24 protein-coding genes are annotated in these 24,638 nt (G+C 48.4%); 12 read left to right on the top strand and 12 right to left on the bottom strand.

All coding sequences use genetic code 11. The features are described 5' to 3' along the window. Positions 1-35: 35 nt before the first annotated feature. Positions 36-794: a DsbA family protein gene (locus U2F10_RS18895; RefSeq protein ID WP_499873034.1), complete on the bottom strand. Its 759-nt coding sequence runs from the start codon at positions 792-794 to the stop codon at positions 36-38. A gap of 89 nt (positions 795-883) precedes the next feature. Between U2F10_RS18895 and pdxA the strand changes: the two genes are divergently transcribed. Then, complete coding sequence (gene pdxA, locus U2F10_RS18890) at positions 884-1,900, top strand: 4-hydroxythreonine-4-phosphate dehydrogenase PdxA (protein ID WP_499873033.1); 1,017 nt, start codon at positions 884-886, stop codon at positions 1,898-1,900. Positions 1,901-2,655: 755 nt separating this feature from the next. Here pdxA and U2F10_RS18885 read toward each other — a convergent pair. After that, positions 2,656-3,573, bottom strand: a complete 918-nt coding sequence (locus U2F10_RS18885; protein WP_499873032.1) for a DUF72 domain-containing protein — start codon at positions 3,571-3,573, stop codon at positions 2,656-2,658. Between the two features lies 1 nt (position 3,574). After that, positions 3,575-3,883, bottom strand: a complete 309-nt coding sequence (gene grxC, locus U2F10_RS18880) for a glutaredoxin 3 (RefSeq protein WP_163702725.1) — start codon at positions 3,881-3,883, stop codon at positions 3,575-3,577. A 428-nt stretch (positions 3,884-4,311) separates the two neighbouring features. Here grxC and U2F10_RS18875 point away from each other — a divergent pair, with 428 nt between their 5' ends. Continuing rightward, positions 4,312-5,133: a lysophospholipid acyltransferase family protein gene (locus tag U2F10_RS18875; protein ID WP_490794755.1), complete on the top strand. Its 822-nt coding sequence runs from the start codon at positions 4,312-4,314 to the stop codon at positions 5,131-5,133. Between the two features lie 40 nt (positions 5,134-5,173). Here U2F10_RS18875 and U2F10_RS18870 read toward each other — a convergent pair whose 3' ends face one another. Next, positions 5,174-6,163, bottom strand: a complete 990-nt coding sequence (locus tag U2F10_RS18870; RefSeq protein ID WP_499873031.1) for a hypothetical protein — start codon at positions 6,161-6,163, stop codon at positions 5,174-5,176. 298 nt (positions 6,164-6,461) lie between these two features. On the opposite strand from U2F10_RS18870, the gene U2F10_RS18865 reads away from it, so the two are divergent. From U2F10_RS18865 to U2F10_RS18855, 3 genes are all read left to right on the top strand, one after another. Beyond that, positions 6,462-7,919: a protein kinase domain-containing protein gene (locus U2F10_RS18865; protein WP_499873030.1), complete on the top strand. Its 1,458-nt coding sequence runs from the start codon at positions 6,462-6,464 to the stop codon at positions 7,917-7,919. Between the two features lie 238 nt (positions 7,920-8,157). Further along, positions 8,158-8,472, top strand: a complete 315-nt coding sequence (locus U2F10_RS18860) for a DUF4212 domain-containing protein (RefSeq protein ID WP_163666539.1) — start codon at positions 8,158-8,160, stop codon at positions 8,470-8,472. Further along, positions 8,462-10,141 (top strand): sodium:solute symporter family protein, encoded by a 1,680-nt coding sequence (locus U2F10_RS18855; RefSeq protein ID WP_499873029.1) that lies wholly within the window; start codon positions 8,462-8,464, stop codon positions 10,139-10,141. Before U2F10_RS18860 ends, U2F10_RS18855 begins: the two co-directional genes overlap by 11 nt. A gap of 188 nt (positions 10,142-10,329) precedes the next feature. Here the strand turns inward: U2F10_RS18855 and U2F10_RS18850 are convergent, their stop codons facing one another. Together U2F10_RS18850 and U2F10_RS18845 are read right to left on the bottom strand one after the other, a co-directional pair. Then, on the bottom strand, positions 10,330-11,406 hold the full coding sequence (locus tag U2F10_RS18850; protein WP_499873028.1) for a formylglycine-generating enzyme family protein: 1,077 nt from the start codon (positions 11,404-11,406) through the stop codon (positions 10,330-10,332). Positions 11,407-11,556: 150 nt separating this feature from the next. Beyond that, complete coding sequence (locus tag U2F10_RS18845; RefSeq protein ID WP_499873027.1) at positions 11,557-13,311, bottom strand: ABC transporter ATP-binding protein; 1,755 nt, start codon at positions 13,309-13,311, stop codon at positions 11,557-11,559. A 100-nt stretch (positions 13,312-13,411) separates the two neighbouring features. Between U2F10_RS18845 and rdgB the strand changes: the two genes are divergently transcribed. Further along, on the top strand, positions 13,412-13,990 hold the full coding sequence (rdgB, locus tag U2F10_RS18840) for an RdgB/HAM1 family non-canonical purine NTP pyrophosphatase (protein ID WP_499060678.1): 579 nt from the start codon (positions 13,412-13,414) through the stop codon (positions 13,988-13,990). An 87-nt stretch (positions 13,991-14,077) separates the two neighbouring features. After that, positions 14,078-14,863, top strand: a complete 786-nt coding sequence (locus U2F10_RS18835) for a Uma2 family endonuclease (protein WP_499873026.1) — start codon at positions 14,078-14,080, stop codon at positions 14,861-14,863. Between the two features lie 92 nt (positions 14,864-14,955). Here the strand turns inward: U2F10_RS18835 and U2F10_RS18830 are convergent, their stop codons facing one another. Beyond that, positions 14,956-15,078 (bottom strand): photosystem II protein Y, encoded by a 123-nt coding sequence (locus U2F10_RS18830; RefSeq protein ID WP_006516626.1) that lies wholly within the window; start codon positions 15,076-15,078, stop codon positions 14,956-14,958. Between the two features lie 283 nt (positions 15,079-15,361). Here U2F10_RS18830 and U2F10_RS18825 point away from each other — a divergent pair, with 283 nt between their 5' ends. Further along, complete coding sequence (locus U2F10_RS18825) at positions 15,362-16,108, top strand: SDR family NAD(P)-dependent oxidoreductase (RefSeq protein WP_499873025.1); 747 nt, start codon at positions 15,362-15,364, stop codon at positions 16,106-16,108. A gap of 82 nt (positions 16,109-16,190) precedes the next feature. Here the strand turns inward: U2F10_RS18825 and U2F10_RS18820 are convergent, their stop codons facing one another. Next, positions 16,191-17,057 (bottom strand): MBL fold metallo-hydrolase, encoded by an 867-nt coding sequence (locus tag U2F10_RS18820; protein ID WP_499873024.1) that lies wholly within the window; start codon positions 17,055-17,057, stop codon positions 16,191-16,193. A gap of 199 nt (positions 17,058-17,256) precedes the next feature. Continuing rightward, complete coding sequence (locus U2F10_RS18815) at positions 17,257-18,426, bottom strand: DUF58 domain-containing protein (RefSeq protein ID WP_499873023.1); 1,170 nt, start codon at positions 18,424-18,426, stop codon at positions 17,257-17,259. Between the two features lie 106 nt (positions 18,427-18,532). Here U2F10_RS18815 and U2F10_RS18810 point away from each other — a divergent pair, with 106 nt between their 5' ends. Next, positions 18,533-18,754: a hypothetical protein gene (locus tag U2F10_RS18810; protein ID WP_348918081.1), complete on the top strand. Its 222-nt coding sequence runs from the start codon at positions 18,533-18,535 to the stop codon at positions 18,752-18,754. A gap of 40 nt (positions 18,755-18,794) precedes the next feature. Here the strand turns inward: U2F10_RS18810 and U2F10_RS18805 are convergent, their stop codons facing one another. After that, positions 18,795-19,127 carry a Uma2 family endonuclease gene (locus U2F10_RS18805; protein WP_499873022.1) on the bottom strand — a complete coding sequence of 111 codons (333 nt, stop codon included), beginning with the start codon at positions 19,125-19,127 and terminating at the stop codon, positions 18,795-18,797. Between the two features lie 108 nt (positions 19,128-19,235). Here U2F10_RS18805 and U2F10_RS18800 point away from each other — a divergent pair, with 108 nt between their 5' ends. Beyond that, positions 19,236-19,466: a hypothetical protein gene (locus tag U2F10_RS18800; RefSeq protein ID WP_499060682.1), complete on the top strand. Its 231-nt coding sequence runs from the start codon at positions 19,236-19,238 to the stop codon at positions 19,464-19,466. Here the strand turns inward: U2F10_RS18800 and U2F10_RS18795 are convergent. Together U2F10_RS18795 and typA are read right to left on the bottom strand one after the other, a co-directional pair. Beyond that, on the bottom strand, positions 19,434-20,102 hold the full coding sequence (locus U2F10_RS18795) for a hypothetical protein (RefSeq protein WP_499873021.1): 669 nt from the start codon (positions 20,100-20,102) through the stop codon (positions 19,434-19,436). The two genes, U2F10_RS18800 and U2F10_RS18795, sit on opposite strands and share 33 nt — an antisense overlap. A 306-nt stretch (positions 20,103-20,408) precedes the next feature. Next, entirely contained in the window at positions 20,409-22,205 is a 1,797-nt protein-coding gene (gene typA, locus U2F10_RS18790; RefSeq protein ID WP_163666517.1) for a translational GTPase TypA, read from the bottom strand. 413 nt (positions 22,206-22,618) lie between these two features. Here typA and U2F10_RS18785 point away from each other — a divergent pair, with 413 nt between their 5' ends. Continuing rightward, a complete protein-coding gene (locus U2F10_RS18785) occupies positions 22,619-22,966 on the top strand; it encodes a DUF760 domain-containing protein (RefSeq protein WP_163666515.1) in 348 nt (115 codons plus the stop codon). 69 nt (positions 22,967-23,035) lie between these two features. Beyond that, positions 23,036-24,229 (top strand): A/G-specific adenine glycosylase, encoded by a 1,194-nt coding sequence (mutY, locus tag U2F10_RS18780; RefSeq protein ID WP_499873020.1) that lies wholly within the window; start codon positions 23,036-23,038, stop codon positions 24,227-24,229. The last annotated feature ends 409 nt before the right edge of the window (positions 24,230-24,638 follow it).

The raw sequence follows: 24,638 nt of genomic DNA, 5'->3' as shown, positions 1-24,638 counted from the left end.
CTCGAACAGGGTGGTGGGCAGTGCCCACCTTAATATTACTCAGCCGATTGAGCCGGTTGAGCAGCTTTGAGGTTGTCTAGCAATTCTCCAAAGCTCTCGGGGGGAACACCAGGGGGAATGAGCAAACCACCGATTAAAAAACTCGGGGTACCGCGTAGTTTCAGTTGTCCAGCTAGAGCCAGGTCGGCATCGATGGCGACTTGGGCAGCATCGCTGTTGCGATCGCGCTCAAATTGTTCCATATCCAACCCTATTTGCTCAGCTAGCTCCACATATAGCTCATCTCCTAATCGTTCTTGATTGGCAAAGAGGCCTGTGTGATAAAGCCAGAACTGATCTTGCTGAGCAGCAGCCCATGACGCCTTAGATGATGGCACTGCTTCTGGATGAATACTGGTGAGGGGGAGATGCTTGTACACGTAGAGCACCTCTTCACCGCGTTCTTCCACAAAGTCTTTCATATGGCCCGCTGCAACAGCACAAAACAGACATTCAAAATCGGAGAACTTGACCACCACCACTTCAGCATCAGGATTACCTTTAGTGGGGGAGCCGCCAATAAATGTAGCCCGATCCATGGATGATAGAACCTGATTGACCTCATCCTGACGTTTGCGCCATTCCGCTTCGGCGGACTCAAGCTCAGCTTCAGTTGGGGGGGCTTCCGCCTGTTGCTGGGTTGCGGGCTGTTCCGCCGCAGAGGGCTGTGCTGAATCAGTCGCAGAGGTACAGCCAATCGGAGCGAGCAAAGTAGCGATCGCAACTGTGCGCATCAAGACGTTTTTGAATGCCATGGGAAAGGACTGACAGTAGCAACTCATTAACGCTAACACTTTGGTTTATTGTTGGGGAAATTGAGGGGAGTCATCAGGAGGTGTGAGCTATGGGTAATGCTAGACAAATCAAGTTATTGATAACCTTAGGCGACATGGCCGGGATTGGGCCAGAGGTCGTGCTTAGGGCATTACCTTTGGTGCAACAGACAGCACAGCTCACATTGGTAGGAAATGAGCAACAGTTGATGGCCTGTAGCAAACGGCTAGGGCTACCGTTGACAGACCATCCAATTATCGATGTCCCCTTGGCAGCCGATCAGACGATTCGTATCGGTCAGGGTGATGCTGTCAGCGGCGATCTTAGTTTTCGCAGCTTGCAAACAGCCATTGGTTATTGCTTAAAAGATGGCTATAGTGGTGTGATCACAGCTCCCATTGCCAAATCAGCTTGGTTGGCAGCAGGTCACCATTACCCAGGTCAAACAGAACTACTGGCAGAAATGGCGGAGGTCACGCGGTTTGGCATGTTATTTGTGGCACGGTCACCCATGACTGATTGGACCATGCGCACCCTGTTAGCAACCACCCATATCCCTCTGCGTCAGGTGCCTGAGGTGCTGACACCTGAGGTGCTGACCTTGAAACTGGAACTACTATTAAAATGTTTAGAACGGGATTTTGGGGTAGAGAACCCAAAGGTTGCGATCGCAGGTCTCAACCCCCACAGCGGTGAACAAGGGCAAATCGGTCGAGAAGAAATAGACTGGCTAATTCCTTGGCTCAACAGTCAACGACAGCGATTTCCCCATGTAACTTTAGAAGGTCCAGTACCACCAGATACACTGTGGGTAAGCCCAGCAAAAGCCTGGCATCATTTGGAACAACAGGCCCACCATGGCTACTTGGCTTTGTATCATGACCAGGGATTGATTCCAGTCAAAATGTTGGCGTTTGACCAAGCCGTAAATACCACCATTGGTCTGCCTTTTATTCGCACTTCCCCCGATCATGGCACCGCCTTTGACATCGCTGGTCAAGGTATAGCTCGACCCGATAGCATGGTAGCGGCTATCGACCTTGCCATTGAATTAGCAGTACAACGCCAAGTCAATGGCCACAATTAATCAATGGCTTTTGGTGTTAAAAAAAGCACATAGGGTAACGAGAGAAATCCGTCATTTCCCTGGAGCTTTTTGGGACGCGCTATATAAGGACACGTATTTTTTTAGGCAATTTTACATGTAAATAAAAAACCCAAAAATCAAGCAAATTCAGTGGTTCAAAGTGGGATTTGATCTGTACAATAGCGAGTGACATACAAGTTTTGTTTCAAGGAACCTTAGGGGACTATCTAGTCCCCTTTTTCTTAGTCATTTTAGAAACCACTAAGAAATTGCCAGACCGAAGTAGGTTCTAGAACTGTATTGGAAAAGATGTATACAACCTTAAATTACGCTGACTGTCCTTTCAAGCTGTAACATGACACGTCAACCTAGACTTTGAACAGGTTGGGCATGTATGCCAAACTGCTGAATGCATATCTCCACAGGAGAGGCTACGTCAACAGCAGTTTGCTGCGCACATAGCTGTTATTATTTATAGCCTTCAGCAATAACTGTTATTGGGGTTGAGATAATTCTTCTAAATGAGCTGACACACCTGATGTAGTATTAGCCAAGCTTAAAAACTCACTACAAGAGAAGGAGATTAATCCTGCTGAGCTTTAGGAGAAAGATATAGTAAGTTTTCACACGTCGTCTGTATACTCATCGACTTTCACGTTTATCGTCCCAAATATCGATAAGATCTTTGAAAATACTGAGAGACTCGCAAAGTTCTAAATCATTGATTTCGTGAGAGTCTCTTGGGCTCTGCCTCTTCAAAACAATCCTAACTGCTGAGGTGGCGATTGAATCAACGACCAAGGCAACGGCGGCACATCCACACCTGCTTTTTCTAGCTGCTCCTGAAAATAGCGAGCAATGGCTGGTGACTTTGCTTCGTGGGGACAATGTACAAAAAAATAAACCGAGATACCTTGAGCTAACCAATCTCCTACCTGCTGCACCCAGCCTTTTAAAAAATCACGATTGCGATCCAGATCAGGGTGACTGATGTAGCGCACCAGCACCAATGGGGCAGTCGCTGCTGGCAGCAAAGGAACCCGAGGCTTTTTACGTTCAGAGCGTAGTTGCGGGTCCTCTGCTGGATTACTCCAGGTATAAATCGGACGAGTGTCCAACAAGACTCGACCTACACTCCATCGAGTTAATAGCTCGTCTAGCCGCTCTAAGTGAGGAGATTTAAACCAATCTAAATGACGGACTTCTAACGATAAAGGACATTGCTGATGAGGCCAGTTCGCCACAAACTTAGACAAGTCTGCAAACAACCTGGGGCTATATCTCGGCGGCAGCTGTGCAAATATTGGCCCCAGCTTTGACCCCAGCCCCTGCATCAATGTGAGGAAATCCAGAGCAGCAGACCGTTGCGGCATTAACTCACCACTGTGGGTGACTGTACGAGGCAGTTTTGGACAAAACCGAAATGCATCAGGCGTATTTTCAGCCCAGCGCTGCACCGTCTCTGATATCGGAATTGAATAGAAAGTGGTATTGCCTTCAACGCAGGTCATGCGATCGCCATAGAGACGCAAAAAATCGCTAGCACGACTGCCCTTCGGATAAAAATCTCCGAGCCATTCCCTACAAGCCCATACGGCACAGCCGATGCGAAAATCTGCCAATTGTTCTGTTCCTAAAAGCGTTGAATCCCAATTCTGGTGAGCTATTCCCACCCTATGCCACTTGGGTTAAAAGAAGGTCAAGCTGGCCTTTGCTATCAAGAGCATACAGGTCATCACAGCCACCAACGTGATGATCATTGATAAAAATCTGAGGCACACTGCGGCGCTGATTAGACCGTTCCGCCATCTTGATACGGGCTGCCTCATCACCATCAATTTTATATTCCGTAAAATTCACCCCTTTCCACCACAGCAGTAGCTTGGCGCGGATACAGTAGGGGCAGATCTGCCATGTATAGATTTCCACATTTGCCTTTACAGTATCAGGGTTGCGACCTAGCAAACGGTTGAGCAATTCCATGGTGTGCGTCCCTAGACAATAGATCTGCACTAACGTCGTATTCACAGCGCTAGTATCTATATGGTAAATCTTTTTTAGGTGGTCGAAACTCTTTGCAAACCCTTGACAATAATGATACCGAATAGATCAGTACTGGGATATGAACTTAAACACGACCAGGGCATGATCATCGTCACAACTCAGACTAAATTTCCCTGGCACAATTAAGTCATTAAGGAATAACGCTTACTGCGGCTCCCACTTCGGTGGGGGCCCTTTTTGTATGCACCCCAAATGGGAGCATGCCAACTAGCATTGTGTAGGCTGAAGTACTTCAATATCCTGATTAATTGACACAACTCAGGACTTTTTTCCTCATCTATCAAATCTTGATAAGTATGTCGGTAAATCTTCGGTAGGCTGAGGGCTGCCCTAATTAACATGAGTCTATGCCCGGTAGCAGCTATGACATTGAATCAGCGCTGTCAGAACGTGATCCTCAAGTAATCGCATCGTTAATGCCCAAGTGGGAATGGTTTTACAACCATTACTTTCGTACCCGTACCGATGGCTGGCACCATGTACCCAAACAGGCTCTATTTGTTGGCTCTCACAATGGCGGACTGGCGGCCCCTGATCTATTAATGATGATGGTGGACTGGTTTCGCCGCTTTGGTTACGAGCGACCGATGTATGGCCTAATGCATGCCAAAATCTGGCAGGTGAATCCTGATTTGGCAAAGCTGGCTAGTCAATGTGGTGCTGTACCGGCTCAACCTAAGTTTGCGATCGCAGCTCTCCAACGCGGTGCCAGCGTCCTGGTTTTTCCAGGTGGAGCCCAAGACGTCTTTCGTCCCCACCGCGAGCGACACCAAATCCAACTGATGGGACGTACCGGTTTTATCAAACTTGCCCTCAGGGAGCGCGTCCCCATCGTACCGGTGATTTCCACAGGTGCCCACGACACTTTTATAGTTCTGGAAAACTGCTACGAACAAGCCAAATGGCTTAACCAGCAAGGTCTTCTACCCTGGTTTCAAGACATCGATCCAGAAGTTTTTCCAATTTATCTAGGGCTCCCCTGGGGCTTGGCCCTTGGCCCCTTGCCCCATATTCCATGGCCCAACCAAATCCAAACCCGTGTGTGTCCTCCCATTATGTTTGAACGCACAGGTCGTGCCGCTGCCCAGGACAAGGCATATGTTCAAGAATGCTATGAGCAAGTTGTCGACCAAATGCAACAAAATCTTGACCAATTAATTGAAACGTAAGGAGGGCCGACAGCAACTACCCTCCAAAACAAATAAATATCTATTGGCAGTTGCTGGGTGGTAAGGAAGGCCCGGCATTTATACGAGAAAAATCATTGAGTTCCAGGGTAGCGCTAGCGTAATAGCGCTTACCTTCATCACCACGGGTACGACGCACCCGCAGAAATGTAGCCGGTCCCCAAAAAGTAAAGTCTTCGCCCAGGTCACGGGTAACACCATCAAACGGATAGGCTTGCCCGCTCACCGTGTTACCACTAACTCGGCCAGTTACACAGATAGCTTCGCCATCAATGTAACTATAGGACCCAATAATCTCATCGCCTGTCTTGCGAAAAACAAACAGAACGCCACCTCGACTCAGTAACTCCTGCTCAGAATAGGCCCGATCCTCAGCGGCCCCTGAAACATACCGATAATTACCATCAGCAAGGCCAGCAATCGTGTCATAAAACGTCGGGGGTGTAGCAGCAGGGCTACCAGTAGAGCTACCAATAGCACCACTGGGGGCTGGACTATCCAGATCAGGCAGCTCTGAACGAGATCGAGCACCACTGAGATCAGGTAGTTCTGCCGCAGCGGGCGGGCGGGGCTCAGGACGAGCCACTGGACGAGCAACCGTCTCAGCACGACAAATCAACGTACTATTAACGGGCGCAAACCCTTCTGGATCATCAAATCCAACCAATTCTTGATAGTACGTATCATTGGTTAGCAACAGCTGTCGCACCCGATCAATAGACTGATTTGGGAACACCAATGTTCGCTCTGAGGTAAGCACAGCTTCTACGGGACCAGGAACAAATGTCCCCAATTGCTCATAAGATACTTCGGTTGTCCCCTCAGCTTCCCTTAGGGTGATAAACGTCCGCATTCCCAATGGATTAGGCGCACCTGTACTAGGGTCATAACTGCAAACAATGATGGGGCCAGGCTGTGCTTGTAGTGGTTGGTTAATGGCATCTTTACCTATAACAGTTGCAATGGAAGCGAACAATGCTAACGGGAATACATGCTTACAGCGACCAACCATGGAAAATAGCTCTCTATAGACAACGGCTCAAACCAATTTTCCAACCAGAACCGTACCTTGAGTTAAGGCATAACAGACTAATTGGAGACTAAAAGAATTCTATGGGTTAAAGGCCACCTGGTAATGTTCAACGGACAATGTTAGTGAATGCATCCGCGCCATTGCTGATTCAAAGGATAAATCGATCTATAAAACTTGCCACTAGCTCAAATTGGATAGACGTAACCATACCGAGGATCAGCCATGCCCATCCTAAATATAGCCACCTTGCAGACCTAGACAGAAAAGCCTACTCACCATGAAGCTTGCCCATCGTTTTGAAATACTAGAAGTTCTGGATCAAGGTGGCTATGGCATTACCTATAGGGCAATTGACCATCACCAGCACAGTCACCCCCAATGCGTAATTAAGCAGCTGATCCACACTAGCCCCAAAGTTTTAGGAATGTTGCGCCAAGAGGCCAGCACCTTAGAAAAAATAGGTGTACATTCTCGTATTCCGAAGCTCCTGGCTTACTTCGATGAGGGCAATAAGTTCTACATTGCTCAAGAAATGATCCATGGCCATGACCTGCGACAAGAAATCAAGACAAGCAACCGACTAGACGAAAGCTACGTCACAAAATTGTTGAAGGATATTTTGACTGTGCTGGCATTTGTTCATCAGCATCGAACCATTCATCGCGATATTAAGCCAGCCAATTTGATTCGCCAAACCAATAACGGCGACATCTGCCTGATCGATTTTGGGGTGGTCAAAACCCTAAGCAACAGTCAGATCGATCACAACGGAAAGATAACAACCACGGTCAAAGTTGGTACAGCGGGCTATACTTCTCCCGAACAAGCACGGGGTAAACCCTGCTACGCCAGTGATCTCTATTCCGTTGGCATGGTAGCGATTGCGGCACTCACCAACATTCATCCACAACAATTAAATATTCATCCCATCACGCATCAGGTGCAATGGGCTAATGAGACTATTAGTCCATCCCTTGAGACCTTTATTAAACGACTCATAGAGCCTAATCCCAAAAACCGCTATAAGACTGCGATCGAAGCTCTCAAAGCGCTTGAAAGAACAATTACAGGCATTCGCGTTGGGCAAGATAGCCAACTCCCAACCCATGTTGCAGCGGGCGTCTTACCACCGGTAGATGCTAAACCGACAACAAAACCTGTGAAATTAATCCCACCTAAGATTATTTTAAAAGTCATAGGTTTTGTCACAGCAGTTTTGATCGTGCTCGGGTTTGGCGTCAAAGGTTATCAATGGGCCGCCTATAACATCAGTCGAAAATGGGATACTGTGACCGCCGCCCCGAGAGGCTATGATGAAGCCAAACGAGGAGAGTTGGTAGCCCTGTTAGACGACGGCAGCATTCAAGCCAGGCCTGATATGGTAGACGCTTTTTGGAGCATGGTGGCTGCAGCCAAAAACGAAGGTGTTGAACTACTTCCTTTAGCAGGATATCTCTCGTTATCTGAACAACGCCGACGGCTTCAAGAGAGAACAGATATAGATGTTAACCAGTGGCTTAAAAAAAGTGATTATCATACTGGGTATGCCGTGGCCATTGGCGACAAAAACGCTGATGAGAGTACTGACTGGGACATTAGTTTTAAGCAGACCGATGCATATCGCTGGCTGAAGCGATATGCAAAAAACTATGGCTTTGAGCTGTCATATCCCCAGGGTAATCCGGCAGGAGAAGATGAACCCTGGCATTGGCGATACAGCAAGGGGCTACAATAAGCGGCTGCAATAGAAATCTCAAGAGATAAGTCAACAGATAAGTCAACCTGTCTGTATAGTTCGCCTTCGAGCACATAACAGGTATCATAAAACCATCTTGTTGTGTCGTTTATTAGAAATGTTGAAGATTAAATAACCAAAAGTAAATTTGGGACAGGAACCTGCTTAAATCAAGAACACTAGAAAAGATTGGGGCAATTAACCGTTCTTTTCTTAACTAATCTAAAGTTTTCAACGTATGAGAGATCCTGCTCAAAGGCATGCGTATTGGCGTGCCAACATTACCCTTATTCTAGCGCTACTGGCGGTTTGGGGATTTGTATCCCTAATCTGCAGCATTTTGTTGGTAGACATCCTCAATCAGATTCAGTTTTTTGGTCTACCGCTTGGATTCTGGATTGCGCAGCAAGGTTCAATTCTCACCTTTGTGGTGCTGATTTTTGTCTATGCCTATCAGATGGATAAACTCGACAAGCATTATCGAGCTCAACAACTTAGTAAACGTCATGCAAGTATTGCTGAGCATGATGTAAGGAGGGAACATGCCAACTGAAGTTTGGACGGGCTTGTTTGTCGCTGCATCATTCCTGATGTATATCTACATCGGATGGCGTTCTCGCGTTCGTGATAGTAAAGGCTTTTATGTGGCTGGGCAAGGTATTCCCGCCCTTGCCAATGGGGCTGCTACTGCCGCTGACTGGATGTCGGCAGCATCGTTTATCTCCATGGCGGGTCTCATCTCGTTTATGGGTTATGACGGTTCGATTTATTTGATGGGTTGGACCGGTGGCTATGTTCTTCTGGCGTTGTTGCTAGCGCCCTATCTGCGGAAGTTTGGCAAGTACACAGTGCCTGATTTTGTGGGTGATCGCTACTATTCCAAATGGGCTCGTCTGGTAGCTGTGGTAGCCGCGATCTTTGTGTCACTCACCTATATCGCGGGCCAAATGAGGGGGGTCGGTATCGTCTTTAGCCGCTTCCTACAGGTGGATGTAAACACAGGCGTGTTTATCGGCATGTTGATTGTCGGCTTTTTTGCTGTTCTGGGTGGCATGAAGGGTATTACGTGGACGCAAGTTGCCCAATACTATGTGCTGATTATTGCCTACATGATTCCGGCGATTGCGATCGCACTCCTCCTCACCGGTAATCCTGTTCCCCAGTTCGCCATGACCTTTGGCGACATCAGCACCAAACTAAACCAAATCCAGGTGGATTTGGGCTTTGCCGAATACACCCAGGCCTTTGCCAACAAATCTATGTTGGATGTGCTGGCCATCACCATTGCCTTAATGGTAGGCACCGCTGGTCTTCCCCATGTAATCGTGCGCTTCTACACAGTTAAGAACGTGCGTTCAGCAAGATTCTCTGCAGGCTGGGCCTTGTTGTTTATTGCCTTGCTTTACACAACAGCGCCTGCGTTGTCGATGTTTGCCCGTTATAACCTGGTCAACACATTGCACAATGCCACTGTTGAAGAGGTACAACAGCTGGACTGGGCACAAAAGTGGGAAAACACGGGCCTGTTAGCCTTTAACGACAAAAATCAGGACGGTCGGTTTCAGCTCACTTCTGAGGAAACCAGCAATGAAATCACCATTGATCGCGACATCATTGTGCTCTCCACACCAGAGGTGGCTAAATTAGCGCCTTGGGTAATTGCCTTGGTTGCCGCTGGTGGTCTTGCCGCTGCGCTATCAACGGCCTCAGGTTTATTGCTAGTGATTTCTAGCTCCATCGCCCATGATGTCTACTATCGACTGATTAATCCAGAAGCTTCAGAAAAGAAACGGGTGTTTGTAGGCCGTGTGATGGTAGGGTTTGCCCTGGTAATTGCCGGATATTTTGGCATTAATCCGCCTGGCTTTGTCGGTCAGGTGGTAGCCTTTGCCTTTGGCTTAGCCGCAGCCAGCTTCTTCCCCGCGATTATCTTGGGTATTTTTGACAAGCGCACTAACCGTGAAGGTGCGATCTCAGGTATGCTTGTCGGTCTGATTTTCACCTCGTTCTACATTATCGGTGTGAAATTCTTCGGCATGCCCACCTGGTTCTTTAATATCTCCGCTGAGGGTATTGGCACCTTGGGTATGATTCTTAATCTGATAGTGACACTTGTTGTTTCCCGATTGACACCGCCACCACCACTTCACATTCAAGAACTGGTGGAAGATTTGAGATCTCCCGAAGACAGCCTTGGAGATGACCCTGCCATAGCTGCATAACCAACACTGTTATGGTCTGCATCTAAAGGGTCCAAAAAGGTTTCTAAGATTTTCTTGGAAACCTTTCTCGCTTTTTAGACATAAGGGTTGAGAACCTTACGCCAAGATCTCCCCATAGATCAGAAACATACAGGATAATAAATTTGACAATAAAGATGCAGGTGTTTTGACTCTTTTTTCAGCTTAACCTAGCTTTTAGGCTCACACACCACTCGAAAGCCACAGGAATTGCTACGCCCTACTTGAGTGTTTTTATCACGGGCAGCTGATCGACAGAAGTGCGTATCGTTAAACCATGAGCCACCGCGCATTACCTTAGAAGCAGTCGCATTACCCGACAGCCATTTATTAGCATCGCTTGGAGCACCTTCATAACTCTCGTGATAATCATCGGAACACCATTCATGAACATTGCCATGCATGTTGTATAGGCCAAAAGCATTGGGCCAGAAGCTGTCAGCTTTTACTGGGTTGTTGCGATAGTTCTCTTCATAGTTTTCAGTAAAGGAGAAGTCTGCAAAAAAGTTAGCAATTTCTGTTGTTAAGGCTTCACCAAAAGAGAATGGGGTTGTTGTTCCAGCACGACAGGCGTATTCCCACTCAGCTTCACTGGGTAATCGATAGTTACGCCCCGTCAGCTCACTCAGTTGCTGGCAAAATATATCCGCATCCTCCCAGGTAATCTGCTCTACTGGCAAATCGGCCCCATCTTCGCCTTGATCATCTGTAAAGTACGACGGATTGTTGCCCATGACAGCCTCATACTGCCGCTGGGTAACCACAAAAGCTCCCAGGTAAAAGCTAGGCACCTGAATCGAACGCTGAGGCCCTTCTTGTTCTTCACGTTTAGGCTCGGATGGTGGAGACCCCATTAGAAACTCGCCAGCCGGTATTTGGACCATACGGAGAGGGAGTACTTTACGCAACTGCCGACGTAGAAGAGGCTCATCAAAGTAATCAACCCTGATAGACGGTTCCGCAGTGATCTGGCCATTCGAATCGACTTGAACCGTCTTCAACCCTCGGCTTTTTAGAGGCTGCCCTGTAGGCGTGATGGTCGCCGCTGCATTTTTACAGCCTACGGTCACCACAGCCGTTGCGGTTGACACACCTAAAAACTTCAATGCTTTACGCCGTGAGCATTGATACTGAAGACTGCGACTGCTCCAAAAAGGATTATGGCAAATACGACTATCCTGGGTCAGGGCAGCCATGCTAGCCCCGCCTATTTGTTTGATGACCTGGTAACGACGACTGCCTGACATAACTCCTTAAATAAGGACACCCTTCTCAGTGATCCAATACCAGATAATTCGCTCGTTTTTTCGGCAACACTGAACTAGTAAGGTAAAAAAACCAAAACCCAATGCATTTGTGAAGTTTTACAAATGCATTGTTATCATCACATACTCGGTTTATATCTGGAACTGCTTGGCATAGAAGCTGGCATAACGTCCCGATTGCTGTAACAGTTCAGCGTGGTTTCCGGATTCGATAATACGACCTTTTTCCATGACTAGGATGCGATCGCACCGTCTTACGGTCGCCAGCCGATGGGCAATTACAAACACAGTCCGTCCATGCATTAACCTCTCCAATGCTTCCTGCACTAGCGACTCTGACTCTGCATCGAGGGCAGAAGTTGCCTCATCTAGAATTAGAATCTTTGGATCAAATAAAACGGCTCGTGCGATCGCAATTCGCTGCCGCTGCCCCCCTGACAAGTTAACCCCTCGTTCGCCGACCCAGGTGTGGTACCCCTGGGAGAACTGGCTAATAAATCCATGGGCATTGGCAACCCGTGCCGCAGCTTCCACCTCTGCCAGATTAAAGTCTTGTTGACCAAAGGCAATATTTTCGGCAATCGTCCCAGAGAACAAAACATTTTCCTGGGGCACAATCCCAATCTGACGACGCAGACTTTGTAGTGTCACCTGACGCACGTTGATACCATCAAGCAAAATCTCTCCCGTGGCCACATCATAAAAACGCGGCAACAGATTTACTAAAGTAGTTTTGCCGGCCCCTGATAGGCCCACCAAAGCAATAGTTTGGCCAGGTTCTGCAGAAAGGTTCACCGCATCTAACACCGGCTGGTTGGCTTCATAGGCAAAGCTAACATCGCGATAGTCCACTTTCCCTGTAACCGTCGGCAACGGCTTTGCATGGGGCTCATCCTGCACTAAGGGTTTAAGCTGTAATAGCTCTAGAACCCGGTCTACGGACGCTTCCCCTTGCTTAAACTCATTGAAATTTTGAATCACATGATTGACCGGATCAATCAGCAGTAACGCATTGATCACATAGGTGCCAAACCCTTCACGGGCCAAATTGCCCAGGCTAATCTGCCAGGTACCGACGAGCAACAAAATCACAATCATGCCGGCATAGAGAAACCCAACAACCGGAAACTGTACTGCCTGCAACCAAGCCACGGAATAGCGGGCATCACGATTGTTGGCGGAGGCCTGAGCAAAGCGATCAATTTCATAGTCTTCAGCTGCAAAGGCTTGAACTAAGCGAATACCGCTAAAAACTTCCGCCACCTGAGAAGAGAGATCGGCAACTTTGTCCTGACTGCGACGGGCAGCGGTCAGCATCTTTTCGCCAAACCAGCCAGATAAGACTGCCAGCAACGGAATCAGGATCAAGGCCGTCGCCGTTAGCTGCCAGTTGAGATAGATCATGTAGCCAAACACAACCACCAGCTGTAGCGCAGAGGGCACAAAATCGTGGAATAGCTTGTAGACAACCTCGCCAATGCGATCCACATCTTCGGTCAAGCGATAGGCCAGATCGCCCGTTTTAGTTTGTTCGAAGTAGGTCAGACTGAGGGTTTGCAGATGGCCATAGACACGGGTACGCAGCTGATGGGCAACACGAAATGCAGCCTTCGCCATCAGGGAGTCTTGGCCATACTGAGCCGCTTTTTGGATGAGCAAACCGATCAGGGTAAGCGCAGCAACTTTACCAAAGGCCGCAACTTGTCCCTGCACCAGGGTGGAAATAGCCAGACCACCTAGCTTGGCAAGAATTGGCCAGTAAATGGTGAAAATCAGGGTGCAGATAAAGGCAGGAATTAAGATTGCCTGCTGACGACGAATGTAGGGCAGCAGCTGCCAATAGTTGGGGCGATTATCCAAGGCGTTTTGAACCAATAGGCGTGTCATGGATTACGCTACCAGGTTCCGGGCGGGTACAAGACACCGCCCCTACCGTGGTTAAATACCGTGGTTAAAATGAACGCACATTGGAGACTCGCACATCATTATGCCTACCGTCATCGTCGCTACGGGTAACCCTGGCAAACTCAAAGAAATGCAGGTGTATCTGACACCCCTGGGCTGGGATTTGCAGCTAAAGCCCCAAGAAATTGATGTGGATGAGACAGGGATAACATTTATTGAGAATGCGCGGCTCAAGGCAAGGGAAGTTGCGATCGCAACCAACCAATGGGCCATTGCCGATGACTCAGGGCTGCAAATTAATGCCTTAAACGGTGCACCAGGTCTCTATTCAGCCCGCTATGGCAAGGATGACCAGGATCGCATTAATCGAGTTTTGCGGGAGTTAAGCGGCAATGAGGACCGTAGTGCTCAGTTTGTCTGTGCCCTGGCCCTCGCCCGCCCCGATGGCACCATCTCCCTCGAAACAGAAGGCATCTGTCCTGGGGAAATTCTGACTGAGCCCAAGGGTAGCAACGGTTTTGGCTACGACCCTATTTTTTACGTCCCGAGCCAGGGTAAAACCTTTGCTGAAATGAGCGACCCACAAAAAGAAACCCACAGCCATCGGGGTGTTGCCTTTGCTCAAATTATGGAGCAGCTGAGGCAATTGCCAATGCCCTAAGCAAACAAGTGAAGTTAGGGGGTCATCAAAAACAAGTACAAATGAACCTACAATATACTGAGGCTAGCGTTTGAATTCCCGAAACCTATGGTTGCCACGTCCACCAAACTGAGCATTCGTTGGGAAAAGCTACCCAAGCATTATGTTCTACCGGATGACCCTGTGGACAATATCAGCCAACCCTTTATTGCCGCTGCGTTGAGTGAAAGTCTTTCTATTGCTGGTCGGATTTCGGAAACAGCCCTGATAACAACCAACTATGGTCTCTGTGCCACAGTCAATGACAAAACCGTAGTCAAAGCTCCTGATTGGGCATTTATTCCCCACATCACCGTACCTAGAGCAGATATCGAACGAAGTTATACCCCATATCTAGAAGGTGATCCGCCCACAGTGGTGATGGAGTTTCTGTCAGCTACCGAGGGAGGTGAATACTCCATTAAAGCCACCTATCCACCGGGTAAATGGTTCTACTATGAGAGCATTCTCAAAGTGCCCTATTACATCATCTTTGAGCCGACCAATGGTAGCCTCGAAGTCTATCGTCTGGATGACGCCAATGGGTATCAACTACAGATGCCTGATAACCAGAATGGCTACTTGATAGAAAATATGGGTCTTTCCCTGGGAGTGTGGGAAGGTATTCGTGAAAATCGTTCAGGTTATTGGCTACGGTGGTGGGATACCCAGGGACAGTTACTGCTTTGGGGCAGCGAGCTATCTGCCCAAGAGCGCCAACGAGCAGAACAGGCTGAGCAAACTCGAAATGCAGCCGTTCTTAAGTTACTATCCATGGGACTAACCACTCAACAAGTAGCTGAAGCGTTGACCCTATCTGAAAAAGCTGTCATTTCAATACAGGCCTCTAATTAACCCTGTGTCAGCAGCAATAAAAAGCTGCCTCCTGCTGAGAAGGCAGCTTATATGAGTAATTCGATAACTTTTCGTTACGAAAAGGGCTTTCTTTATTCTTCGCCAAACATGGATTGAATCTGGCCCAGTGCAGCTTGGAAAATGTTAAAACCAGCCCAGCCCGCAGCTAGGGCAATGGGAGCAAGTACAGCTACAACCCGGAAATCAATGTCCATTACCGAACCTCCTGCGGAGAAAAACGTTTTATGTAAATACTTATATATAATATTCTCATAAACCAGGCGCAGTTTGAAGTGGGGATAAGATCTTCGCCGAAGGTTAATGAGTGGTGAAAGGAGCGGGAAATAGGGTTAGCCCCATGGGTGTACATGGCTTTTTATGTAGATAATTTTATTTAGAGCGGGTCGCAAAACCAAACACCTCAAGCATCTCAGGTTTGACAGCGGACGCTTCCGTTCACAACATCAAAAAGGTTCATAAATCATTTCTATAATTACTATGACTAACCGGCCTGTCGCCGCTATTACCGGAGCCTCTAGCGGTATTGGTAGCGCTATTGCCACTCGCCTGGCGGCGGATGGATATGATTTAGCCTTGTGTGCCCGTCGTCAGCAGCGTCTGACAGAACTAGCCGATATGTTATCGCAGCAACATGGGGCCGCAGTGTTAACTCAAAGCGTTGATCTGCGCGATGAATCCCAAATTTTGGCCTGGTTTAGCGCGATCGCAACCCGCTTTAACCACCTCGATGTGCTGATCAACAACGCTGGTCTCGGCTATCAAGAATCCCTCACCAGCGGCAGTACCGAAAAATGGCGCGAAACTCTTGATGTTAACGTTATTGCCCTTTCCATCTGCACCCGCGAAGCCATTAAGCTAATGCAAAACCTTGGCAAAGACCAGGGTCATGTTGTCCACATCAGCTCCATGTCAGGCCATCGAGTTCCCAGCAGCGGCATGTACTCCGCCTCTAAGTTTGCCGTACGTGCCCTCACAGAAGGACTACGTCAGGAGCTCCGAGCAGACGGCAGCGCCATTCGCATCTCATCCATCAGCCCTGGCTTTGTGGAAACCGAGTTTGCCGAAAAATACTCCGGCAGTCGAGAACAAGCTCAACAGGTCTACAATCAATTTCCGGTACTCCAGCCCAATGACATTGCTAATGCCATTGGCTATGTCCTCAGCCAACCCGACCATGTACAGGTCCATGACATCTTGCTAAGGCCGACTCAGCAATCGAGTTAGGGGGCATAGACATCAAAGTCTGATGTGGATCGGTGGATCGGTGAATGGGTAGATGAGTGGATGGGTTTTAGTTGTAAGCGTCTTAGGCTGTTTCCATCCACTCAATACATGTCTGCAACTCGTTTGCCATGTTACTGCTGTGGAAGCGACGACCGTGCCCCGGCAGAACCCATTCAAACGAGTAATCGGTCAGGCGCTTCATGGATTTGATTTGCTCGTCCCAGGAGTACCAACAATAACGCCGGAAACCGTAGAGGTGCTCCAGGTAAGCCGACCAGGCCAGGTGATCGCCTGTGAACAGAAATTTGTTCTGATACAGCAGTACGGTATGGCCTTTACTGTGGCCAGGGACGGGAATGATGGTGATATCTGGTGCTAGTTGGTAAGGGGCCTGTCCCTGAAGCTGAATTTCGACGGATTGGGTATCGCTGGTGATATCGTCCTGGTGGAGAATGCGATCGCAGCCAAAATGCTCCTGAAACTTGGCATGATCTGCCACATCGTCCCGATGGGTGAGATAGAGGTATTGCACCCCACCCATAGCCTCCAATTGTTTTACTAAGGGTGGGGTAAATCGAGGAGAATCAATCAGCACATTTCCCCCAGGCCGTTGAATAAAATAGCTGGCCGCCCCATAGGATTTCTCAGAATGATAGCCACAATGATAAACATTGTCCTCAATTAGCGCCGGCAGTTGCTCCTGGGCCTGTTTAATATCCTTGGGTGTAGCCGCTGTCCCAATCGATGTGGTGGGACACGACAACAATGCTTTTAACGCTTGAATCCGCTGCTCTGTAGTTGTCGGTTGAGCATGCACCGCCGACATCTCTCCATCTCGACCAAACACCTCAGGAGCCATCCAGCGGCAGGTATCGCAATCGATACACGTAGTATCAACAAAAAAGTCACCTTCTACATTCTCTGGACGACGAGCTTTAAGCTGAGCCATAACATCACCATTTGTTATAGTTCCAGTTTAGTCAATGCATTAGAAACTGTTTAATACATACAAGAAATTATCAAAGAAAAGAACCTACTAAAGAGACTCTTAGTTGAAAAGAATCTCCAGAAAAGAGCCGCCAGATCTGACATATCCAACTACAATCCATCGCCCATTCGCCTGGGCATATGAGTAATGAAAGCGATTGTTAAACTGTTGGACTGGCATTCAGATTATTTTGTAATTGCTGTTGTAGATCATCGACAGGATTAATCACCAAGCCAGAAGTCTCGCTTTCATTGGGAAGATACTCACTAGAGTAGGCGGCAGTTTTTGATAAAAACAAAACTTCAGCGCTGTTGCGGGGCAATTGTTTACCCGCTTGCGCTGTCAGCCATATGATGGGTGGGGCTGGCAATTTTTGATTACCGACATCATTTAGTTGAATGCCTGCCAACACCGTCAAAACCGCTGTTGAATCGTGCACTAGCCCCGTCCTGGAACTCCAAAACTGAGTCGCCAGACCTTGGCGCTGACCATAGTGATAGAGTGATGCTGCTGCGATTACGGCTCTTTCAAAACTATCAATATCCCATGACTCAGAGGTATCTAAGGCAATAATTAAACTCTGGTGACTGGTTAACACCTCTAGCTCCCGCACCCGCAGTTCTCCGTAGCGGGCACTGGTGCGCCAGTGGATTAATCGAGTGGGGTCACCCCAGCGATAGGGGCGCAGAGCACGAGTGATACCTTCCGTGCCACTGGCATTGATGGCCGTTTTTTGCAGCTGCCGCCGTCCTGTTTCATCGCCCAAGGAGTCGATGACTGGACAACGCTCTAAGGGCAGTATTTGAGGATAGACGACAGCCTTTGCGTGAGCGGCATGCAAACGACTGCACCAGAACAATCCTAAAGGGGCCGCCGTTCGTAGACGGACATCAGGCCAGGTATAAATACCTCGCTTTTCAGTCGGAATTTCGTAACGCCAAGTGTGTTGCGATCGCGCCTGCAAACTGGCAATGACATGGGTCGGCTTAGGCCCTAACTTAGCAGGTACAAGGTCTTGCATCTGGAGCAAACTCTTAGGGGAAGCAGTGGCATTTTTCAGCGTCACCACCATCGCTAGAGCCTCTCCTGCCGAGACAGGACGCGGCATTTGTCGAGCCACAGATAGCCCATGCAACGCTCGCTGCGGCAAAATCGACGACACCGACAATAAGGCAATCATGATGCCACTAATCACATACAGCCAACCTGCCATGGTGTTAGTTGCCGCGCCGAAAAAACATAGCGTAATCCCCAGCAGCACCCAACCACTATAGGCAGGGGTCACCCAGTTGGCTTCCATCCAATGAGATAAACGTTTTAATAAAAACATCAACTATGCTCGAAAAGAACGATTGGCTACCTTTCTGCGCTTCAGGATGCCCTAAGTAATTAGGTTAAACTAATGACACCATAGATGGCTTCTGAGCGATTTAACCATGCCTAATCCCCGCTCTACGCTACACAACGTTACATATCCTGAGTCCGACGGCCAGCCAATAGCGAAAAGTGACGCTACTCGCGATTATTTGTTTTATAGCGTTGAAGCCCTCAGACTTTACTTTAAAAGCCGTGGCAGCGTTTATGTGTCTGGCAATTTATTTGTCTATTACGAAGAAGGAAACCCCAAGGCCGTTATCTCACCTGAGCTGACGCTTTAGCAGAGAAGTTGCGATCGCTCGGCATCGATCCAGATGAGATTTAGGTCCCTGACGCAAATACGGCATCTGTAGTCAAATCCAACTCAGGAAATACCCTAGAAACCAACTTTTCTCCCGCTACAAACCATCGAATTTGGTACTTTTCTGCATGGGGGTTCACTAGACAAGTACGAGGAATCGAATAAGGTAGCTTATTTCGCCGAATTTCAAAATTGAACTCTGCGCTCAAAAAGCCGCCGATATCTTCATGGGGACCGGTTGGCAACATCTCAACCACAACGCCCTCAATCAATTCATACCGATAACCATCGTCTGGATACCAATCCAGGAAAGCCTCAAAATTCATCGGGCTTGCTACCCGCCCCTGAACCATAAGGAACCTTCAACTCGTTATGGAGCCTGGGTTTAAGCCTAGTACAGGCGCAATTTACTCAGCGGTGGGGTGATGGGATTTGGGTGATGGGTGGATAGGTCTTTAGACATGGCCTTTGAAGGCTTTGTCGAGGATGGCGGGGAGCAGGGCATCGAGTTCGATGGCGGTTTGGGGTTGGAGGGTGCGGAGGGTGTTGATTTTGGTTTGGAGATTATCGAGGTCAGTGACAATCTCGCACTACTTCCACAAAAGAGTTTCAGGAACCAACCAAGAGCCTTAAATGACTGGCTCACTTTACTACCAGAGCTATTTTGTCGCAGGAGAATTGCGAATCATTGAAACATAAACTACGGCCAAAGTAAGACGACTCCAGTTGGGCTGGTTAAGCGTAAATGAGAGACCGCCCAAAAGGGCTAACCAACCCACTGGACCAATCACGAGGGCAATTGCTTGACTCATTCCCATATACACAGCAAAAGGCAAAGTAATACCCAGAGTGCTAGTCAGCCCTCCAAGTACGGTACTGGCCATCAGATACACACCAAACCCACTGACCTTAGCAACAGTCATAACACTACCTGTAAGTAAAAAAGCTTCTACTCTGGGGTCATTACTACTGCGCTGCGTCTCCATAATTACTTGCTCTTGTTGCTCTAGAGTCAGGCGGTCGAACATATATTGAAAAACCTTAGCGACCACAGCTGTTTCAATTTCATGAGTTTCTAATTGTTTCCAGCGTCGTCCTTTGAGGGTGGCTAACCATTCAATACCAATGTGATCAGCTACATCAGTTACAACTTGTTTCCACGATTCATCCCAAAACAATTGCCCAATACTACCTGCCCTGAGATAGCGAATGTGATTACACAGAGTATCAACATCACTACCAAAACCAGAGGCGGTTAGTTTTCCAAGATTGTGACGATGTTTATGGGTAGTGCCTTGGACAATTTTTTTGAACTCATGCAGCGGCATAGTATGACCAAATATATGGTTTGAGATGCTTTTCTCTAATTTTTTCAACGCACACATCAACCAAACCGCATGATTCTTTAATACTAGTAGGGCTATTTCATTCTAAAAATATGAGGGCACAAAAATCGTAAGTTGTGCGACATAACAAAGCCCCAATGGCACTCAACCATCGGGGCATTTTCACAAATTTATCTACCAACCGTAACCATCCCAGAGAAGCCGTTGCCTGAGCAGCACCGTTGGCTGAGCGGAGTCGAAGCCAACATCCCCTTCGACTCCGCTCAGGGGACGCTTACAGACCAACCCTTAACGCTTCTTCGCTAGCTTCTTCTTCGGCATTTTGCGCAGACGAATCGACTCAGGCGTTACCTCAACCATCTCATCCGACGCAATATACTCCAGCGCCCGTTCTAGACCCATTTCCTGGGGTGTCTGCAACTGCACTAGCTCATCACCACTCGCTGCCCGATGGTTGGTTAGCTGCTTAGCCTTACAGATATTCAGCTCCAGATCCTGAGGCCGATTATTCTCCCCAACGATCATGCCCTTGTACACCTTAGTACCAGGCTCAATAAAGAAGATGCCGCGATCCTCAGCATTCTTCAGCGCGTAGAACGTGGCCACACCTTCCTCAAAGGCAATCAGCACACCGTTGCGGCGAGCACCCACATCACCAGACATGGGGCGATAATCCAAGAAACTATGGTTCATGATGCCCTCACCACGGGTTTGGCGCATAAACTCACCCCGGAAGCCAATCAGACCACGGGCAGGTACCACAAACTCAAGCTGGGCACGGCCATTGCCGTCCACCATCATGTCCTGCATTTCACCGCGACGTTGACCCAGGCGCTCCATACAGCCGCCCACAGCATCTTCAGGCACATCCATCACTAGCTGCTCATAGGGCTCACAGGGCTGGCCATTGACTTCACGGAAAATCACCTGCGGCTGAGACACTTGGAACTCGTAGCCCTCACGACGCATGGTTTCAATCAAAATACCCAGGTGAAGCTCACCACGACCAGATACGCCAAAGCGGTCGGGAGAATCGGTTTCTTCCACACGCAACGCTACGTTGGTTTCCAACTCGCGCATTAAGCGATCGCGAATCTGACGAGAGGTAACAAACTTACCTTCTTTACCTGCAAATGGGGAGTCATTCACAGCAAACGTCATCTGCAGCGTGGGTTCATCCACCTTAATCAGCGGCAAGGCTTGGGGGTTGTCAGCAGATGTGAGGGTTTCACCAATGTTGGCATCGGCAAAACCGGCGACTGCAACGATGTTGCCAGCGGTGGCTTCTTCAATGTCAGTGCGCTGTAGGCCTTCAAAACCCATCAGCTTCGAAATTTTAGACTTAACAATCTTGCCGTCTTCTTTGACTAGCGCAATCTGTTCACCAGCACGGATAGTCCCATTGTGAACCTTACCGATCACAATCCGCCCTAAATATTCGGAATAAGCCAGGGTAGTGACCTGCAACTGTAAAGGCTTGTCAGAATCACCGACTGGTGGTGGAACATGATGCAAAATCCCCTCAAATAGAGGCTGCATATCCTTATCTTCGTCTTCTAGCTCATTTTTGGCATAGCCAGCCAAACCAGAAGCAAACAGATAGGGGAAATCACACTGATCGTCATCAGCACCCAGCTCGATAAACAGATCCAGAACCTTGTCCACGGCACCCATGGGCTCTGCCCGTGGGCGGTCAATCTTATTCACGACCACGATGGGACGCAGACCTTTCTCCAATGCTTTTTTAAGCACAAAGCGGGTTTGAGGCATCGGCCCTTCATTCGCATCCACGATCAGGATGCAGCCATCTACCATACCGAGTACGCGCTCTACCTCACCGCCAAAGTCAGCGTGACCAGGGGTATCAATAATGTTGATCAGCGTGTCTTGATAGTGAACGGCTGTGTTCTTAGAAAGAATCGTAATACCGCGTTCACGCTCCAAGTCATTGGAGTCCATGACACAGGTGGGAACGTCTTCACCTTCCCGAAAAATACCAGACTGCTGAAGGAGAGAATCGACCAGGGTTGTTTTGCCGTGGTCTACGTGCGCGATGATTGCAACGTTACGGATGGGAAGGCTCATTGGGTTGGAACTTCCAGAACTAGCGGTGTGATGTTTCGTAAAAAACCTTAACAATTGTAGCTTAGATAGCAGCGATGTCGGTCAAAGCTATATGGATTGTCAGGAAATGGGGAATAGGGAATGGGCAGTGGGCCATGAAAATAGCCCTTATGATCTGGCCAATTCTCCATTGCAAAGTTTCTAAGCTCAGGAAATTGTTCACTCTTCTATCGAGAAATAATCAATTTCCCCATTCGTAACCTATAGGTTCCATTCTGATGTACAGACATTGCATGCAACGTCTCTCCAGAGAAAATCCCCACCTCGCAGTTCGGTTCTACTCACTACGAGGATTCAAATGGCTTTGTTAAATTGGCATTACAGCGGCAAAAGACCTAACAGCCGCTACCAGCCACGTTTTGAGTGAGGCAATCATGACTAACGAGTCTTTTAACAACACAAATTCCGAATTTATGGGTGGGGCTGCTGTACAGGGCAATTCTCTGATGCAATATGTGCAGTCTATGGAAACAGAGACAGTGGCACAGCTATCGCGTCCGGTATCAAGTGATGTTATGCAGGCAATGGAACATAACATCATTGCGATGTTGGGTGGCTTACCCTCTGAAGGATTTGATGTCTCTGTCACGACTAGCCGTGAGAATCTAGGTCGCTTGCTAGCTTCGGCCATGATGGGTGGCTATTTCCTTAAAGGCGCTGAGCAACGTCTGGCCATGGAAACCACACTGATGGGTAGCCTGGAAACTGACCTACAGGAATAACGCGGTCTAGATCGCGCAAATGCGCTCACCCATGGCAGGATCAGAAACAACAGTCAAGATTGATCCACAGTGGGTGAGGCAAAGAGAACACAATACAGCGTGCACGACAGTGCTGACGGTAAATATGGCCAAAAGCAGATGTCCTTATCCCAGGCATCTGCTTTAAGTTTTGGGGGGACTGCCAATCTAGGGCATGCGGCCCCCGCACTACGGCAAGCTTTACTGACTTGGTATGGCGAACAAGGTCGTGATTTACCCTGGCGACGCAGCCGAGATCCCTATGCCATCTGGATCTCGGAAATCATGTTGCAGCAGACCCAGGTCAAAACGGTGCTGCCTTACTATCAGCGCTGGTTAAAGTTATTTCCGACAGTGGCAGACCTGGCTAAAGCGGACCAGCAAACTGTACTTAAAGCCTGGGAAGGGCTGGGATATTACGCTCGAGCTCGCAACTTACACAAGACGGCACAACTGATTGTGAAGCAGCATGATGGCGTGTTTCCAGAGGCGTTTGAGGATGCGATCGCACTCCCCGGTATTGGCCGCACCACCGCCGGAGGCATCCTCAGTGCCGCCTACAACCAACCTGTCGCCATCCTCGATGGTAATGTGAAACGGGTGTTAGCTCGACTGGTGGCCCTCCCAAAGCCTCCAGCAAAAGCCATGAAAGAACTGTGGCAGCTATCCGAGCAAATCTTGGACCCACAGCATCCCCGCGACTTTAACCAGGCAATTATGGATCTGGGGGCCACCCTATGCACCCGTCATCGGCCATCGTGCCTGCTATGCCCATGGCAAAGCTACTGCACCGCTTACCGTCAAAATCTACAGTCTGAACTACCCATGACCGAATCTCGTGCTCCTCTGCCCCATAAGCAAATTGGTGTCGCTGTTATCCACGACAATGATGGCCGCATTCTCATTGACCGTCGTAAGCAAGAAGGCCTACTGGGAGGCCTATGGGAATTTCCTGGGGGTAAAATCGAGCCTAACGAAAGTTTTGAGGAATGCGTCAAGAGGGAGATTAAAGAAGAATTAGATATTGATATTGAGGTCAACGACCGGCTAATTACGGTTGACCATGCCTATAGCCACTTTAAGGTGACGCTGAATGTCTTTAACTGTACCCACATCAGCGGTGAGCCCAAACCCATTGAATGTGATGAAATCAAGTGGGTTACCCTGGATGAAATTGATAGTTACCCGTTTCCTAAGGCGAACGGTCAAATTATTGACGCAATTAAAGAACAGGCTAAAGGATAAACAGCCCGCCATCTGAATAATGGGAAAAAGTCTCGGAGACGTTAAGAAGTACGAAGGGCAATATTGTTGTTATGTCTTCTCTAATGTCAGATAACAAGCTTTACTTTTGTATCTTGAGTTTTCCCAAGGGCGACAAGTCAGTGTACGGTGTGCAAGGGCGAAAAGTCAGTGTACGGTGTGCATTGAACAATCTACACGTTTTGAGTGTTACACCCTCCAAAAGGAGAAGAAAGAGCCCCAAAGATGCATCTCCAGGGCTCGGAATCAGGGTGCATCTACCACTCCAACATGCTCGATATATCGGGTTATATCCGGAGTTGAACGGCGACTTCACTAAGACTTCAAACAATATCCATTGTCATCAGGGTGTTAGTAAATTTTCTAGCTAACCTCTTTAAAGCAGGTTGCA

The sequence above is a fragment of the Leptothoe sp. EHU-05/26/07-4 genome, from assembly GCF_043421015.1.
Taxonomy (GTDB): domain Bacteria; phylum Cyanobacteriota; class Cyanobacteriia; order Phormidesmidales; family Phormidesmidaceae; genus Leptothoe; species Leptothoe turfae.
The sequence above is the reverse complement of the archived record's forward strand: the minus strand, read 5'-3'. Positions and strand labels throughout refer to the sequence as shown.

What these genes read in the sequence shown, in the direction of transcription:
- U2F10_RS18895 (WP_499873034.1), bottom strand. Translation starts at nt 794, where the DNA reads ATGGCATTCAAAAACGTCTTGATGCGCACAGTTGCGATCGCTACTTTG.
- pdxA (WP_499873033.1), top strand. Translation starts at nt 884, where the DNA reads ATGGGTAATGCTAGACAAATCAAGTTATTGATAACCTTAGGCGACATG.
- grxC (WP_163702725.1), bottom strand. Translation starts at nt 3,883, where the DNA reads ATGGAATTGCTCAACCGTTTGCTAGGTCGCAACCCTGATACTGTAAAG.
- U2F10_RS18875 (WP_490794755.1), top strand. Translation starts at nt 4,312, where the DNA reads ATGCCCGGTAGCAGCTATGACATTGAATCAGCGCTGTCAGAACGTGAT.
- U2F10_RS18870 (WP_499873031.1), bottom strand. Translation starts at nt 6,163, where the DNA reads ATGGTTGGTCGCTGTAAGCATGTATTCCCGTTAGCATTGTTCGCTTCC.
- U2F10_RS18865 (WP_499873030.1), top strand. Translation starts at nt 6,462, where the DNA reads ATGAAGCTTGCCCATCGTTTTGAAATACTAGAAGTTCTGGATCAAGGT.
- U2F10_RS18860 (WP_163666539.1), top strand. Translation starts at nt 8,158, where the DNA reads ATGAGAGATCCTGCTCAAAGGCATGCGTATTGGCGTGCCAACATTACC.
- U2F10_RS18855 (WP_499873029.1), top strand. Translation starts at nt 8,462, where the DNA reads ATGCCAACTGAAGTTTGGACGGGCTTGTTTGTCGCTGCATCATTCCTG.
- U2F10_RS18850 (WP_499873028.1), bottom strand. Translation starts at nt 11,406, where the DNA reads ATGTCAGGCAGTCGTCGTTACCAGGTCATCAAACAAATAGGCGGGGCT.
- U2F10_RS18845 (WP_499873027.1), bottom strand. Translation starts at nt 13,311, where the DNA reads ATGACACGCCTATTGGTTCAAAACGCCTTGGATAATCGCCCCAACTAT.
- rdgB (WP_499060678.1), top strand. Translation starts at nt 13,412, where the DNA reads ATGCCTACCGTCATCGTCGCTACGGGTAACCCTGGCAAACTCAAAGAA.
- U2F10_RS18835 (WP_499873026.1), top strand. Translation starts at nt 14,078, where the DNA reads ATGGTTGCCACGTCCACCAAACTGAGCATTCGTTGGGAAAAGCTACCC.
- U2F10_RS18830 (WP_006516626.1), bottom strand. Translation starts at nt 15,078, where the DNA reads ATGGACATTGATTTCCGGGTTGTAGCTGTACTTGCTCCCATTGCCCTA.
- U2F10_RS18825 (WP_499873025.1), top strand. Translation starts at nt 15,362, where the DNA reads ATGACTAACCGGCCTGTCGCCGCTATTACCGGAGCCTCTAGCGGTATT.
- U2F10_RS18820 (WP_499873024.1), bottom strand. Translation starts at nt 17,057, where the DNA reads ATGGCTCAGCTTAAAGCTCGTCGTCCAGAGAATGTAGAAGGTGACTTT.
- U2F10_RS18815 (WP_499873023.1), bottom strand. Translation starts at nt 18,426, where the DNA reads ATGTTTTTATTAAAACGTTTATCTCATTGGATGGAAGCCAACTGGGTG.
- U2F10_RS18810 (WP_348918081.1), top strand. Translation starts at nt 18,533, where the DNA reads ATGCCTAATCCCCGCTCTACGCTACACAACGTTACATATCCTGAGTCC.
- U2F10_RS18805 (WP_499873022.1), bottom strand. Translation starts at nt 19,127, where the DNA reads ATGGTTCAGGGGCGGGTAGCAAGCCCGATGAATTTTGAGGCTTTCCTG.
- U2F10_RS18800 (WP_499060682.1), top strand. Translation starts at nt 19,236, where the DNA reads ATGGCCTTTGAAGGCTTTGTCGAGGATGGCGGGGAGCAGGGCATCGAG.
- U2F10_RS18795 (WP_499873021.1), bottom strand. Translation starts at nt 20,102, where the DNA reads ATGCCGCTGCATGAGTTCAAAAAAATTGTCCAAGGCACTACCCATAAA.
- typA (WP_163666517.1), bottom strand. Translation starts at nt 22,205, where the DNA reads ATGAGCCTTCCCATCCGTAACGTTGCAATCATCGCGCACGTAGACCAC.
- U2F10_RS18785 (WP_163666515.1), top strand. Translation starts at nt 22,619, where the DNA reads ATGACTAACGAGTCTTTTAACAACACAAATTCCGAATTTATGGGTGGG.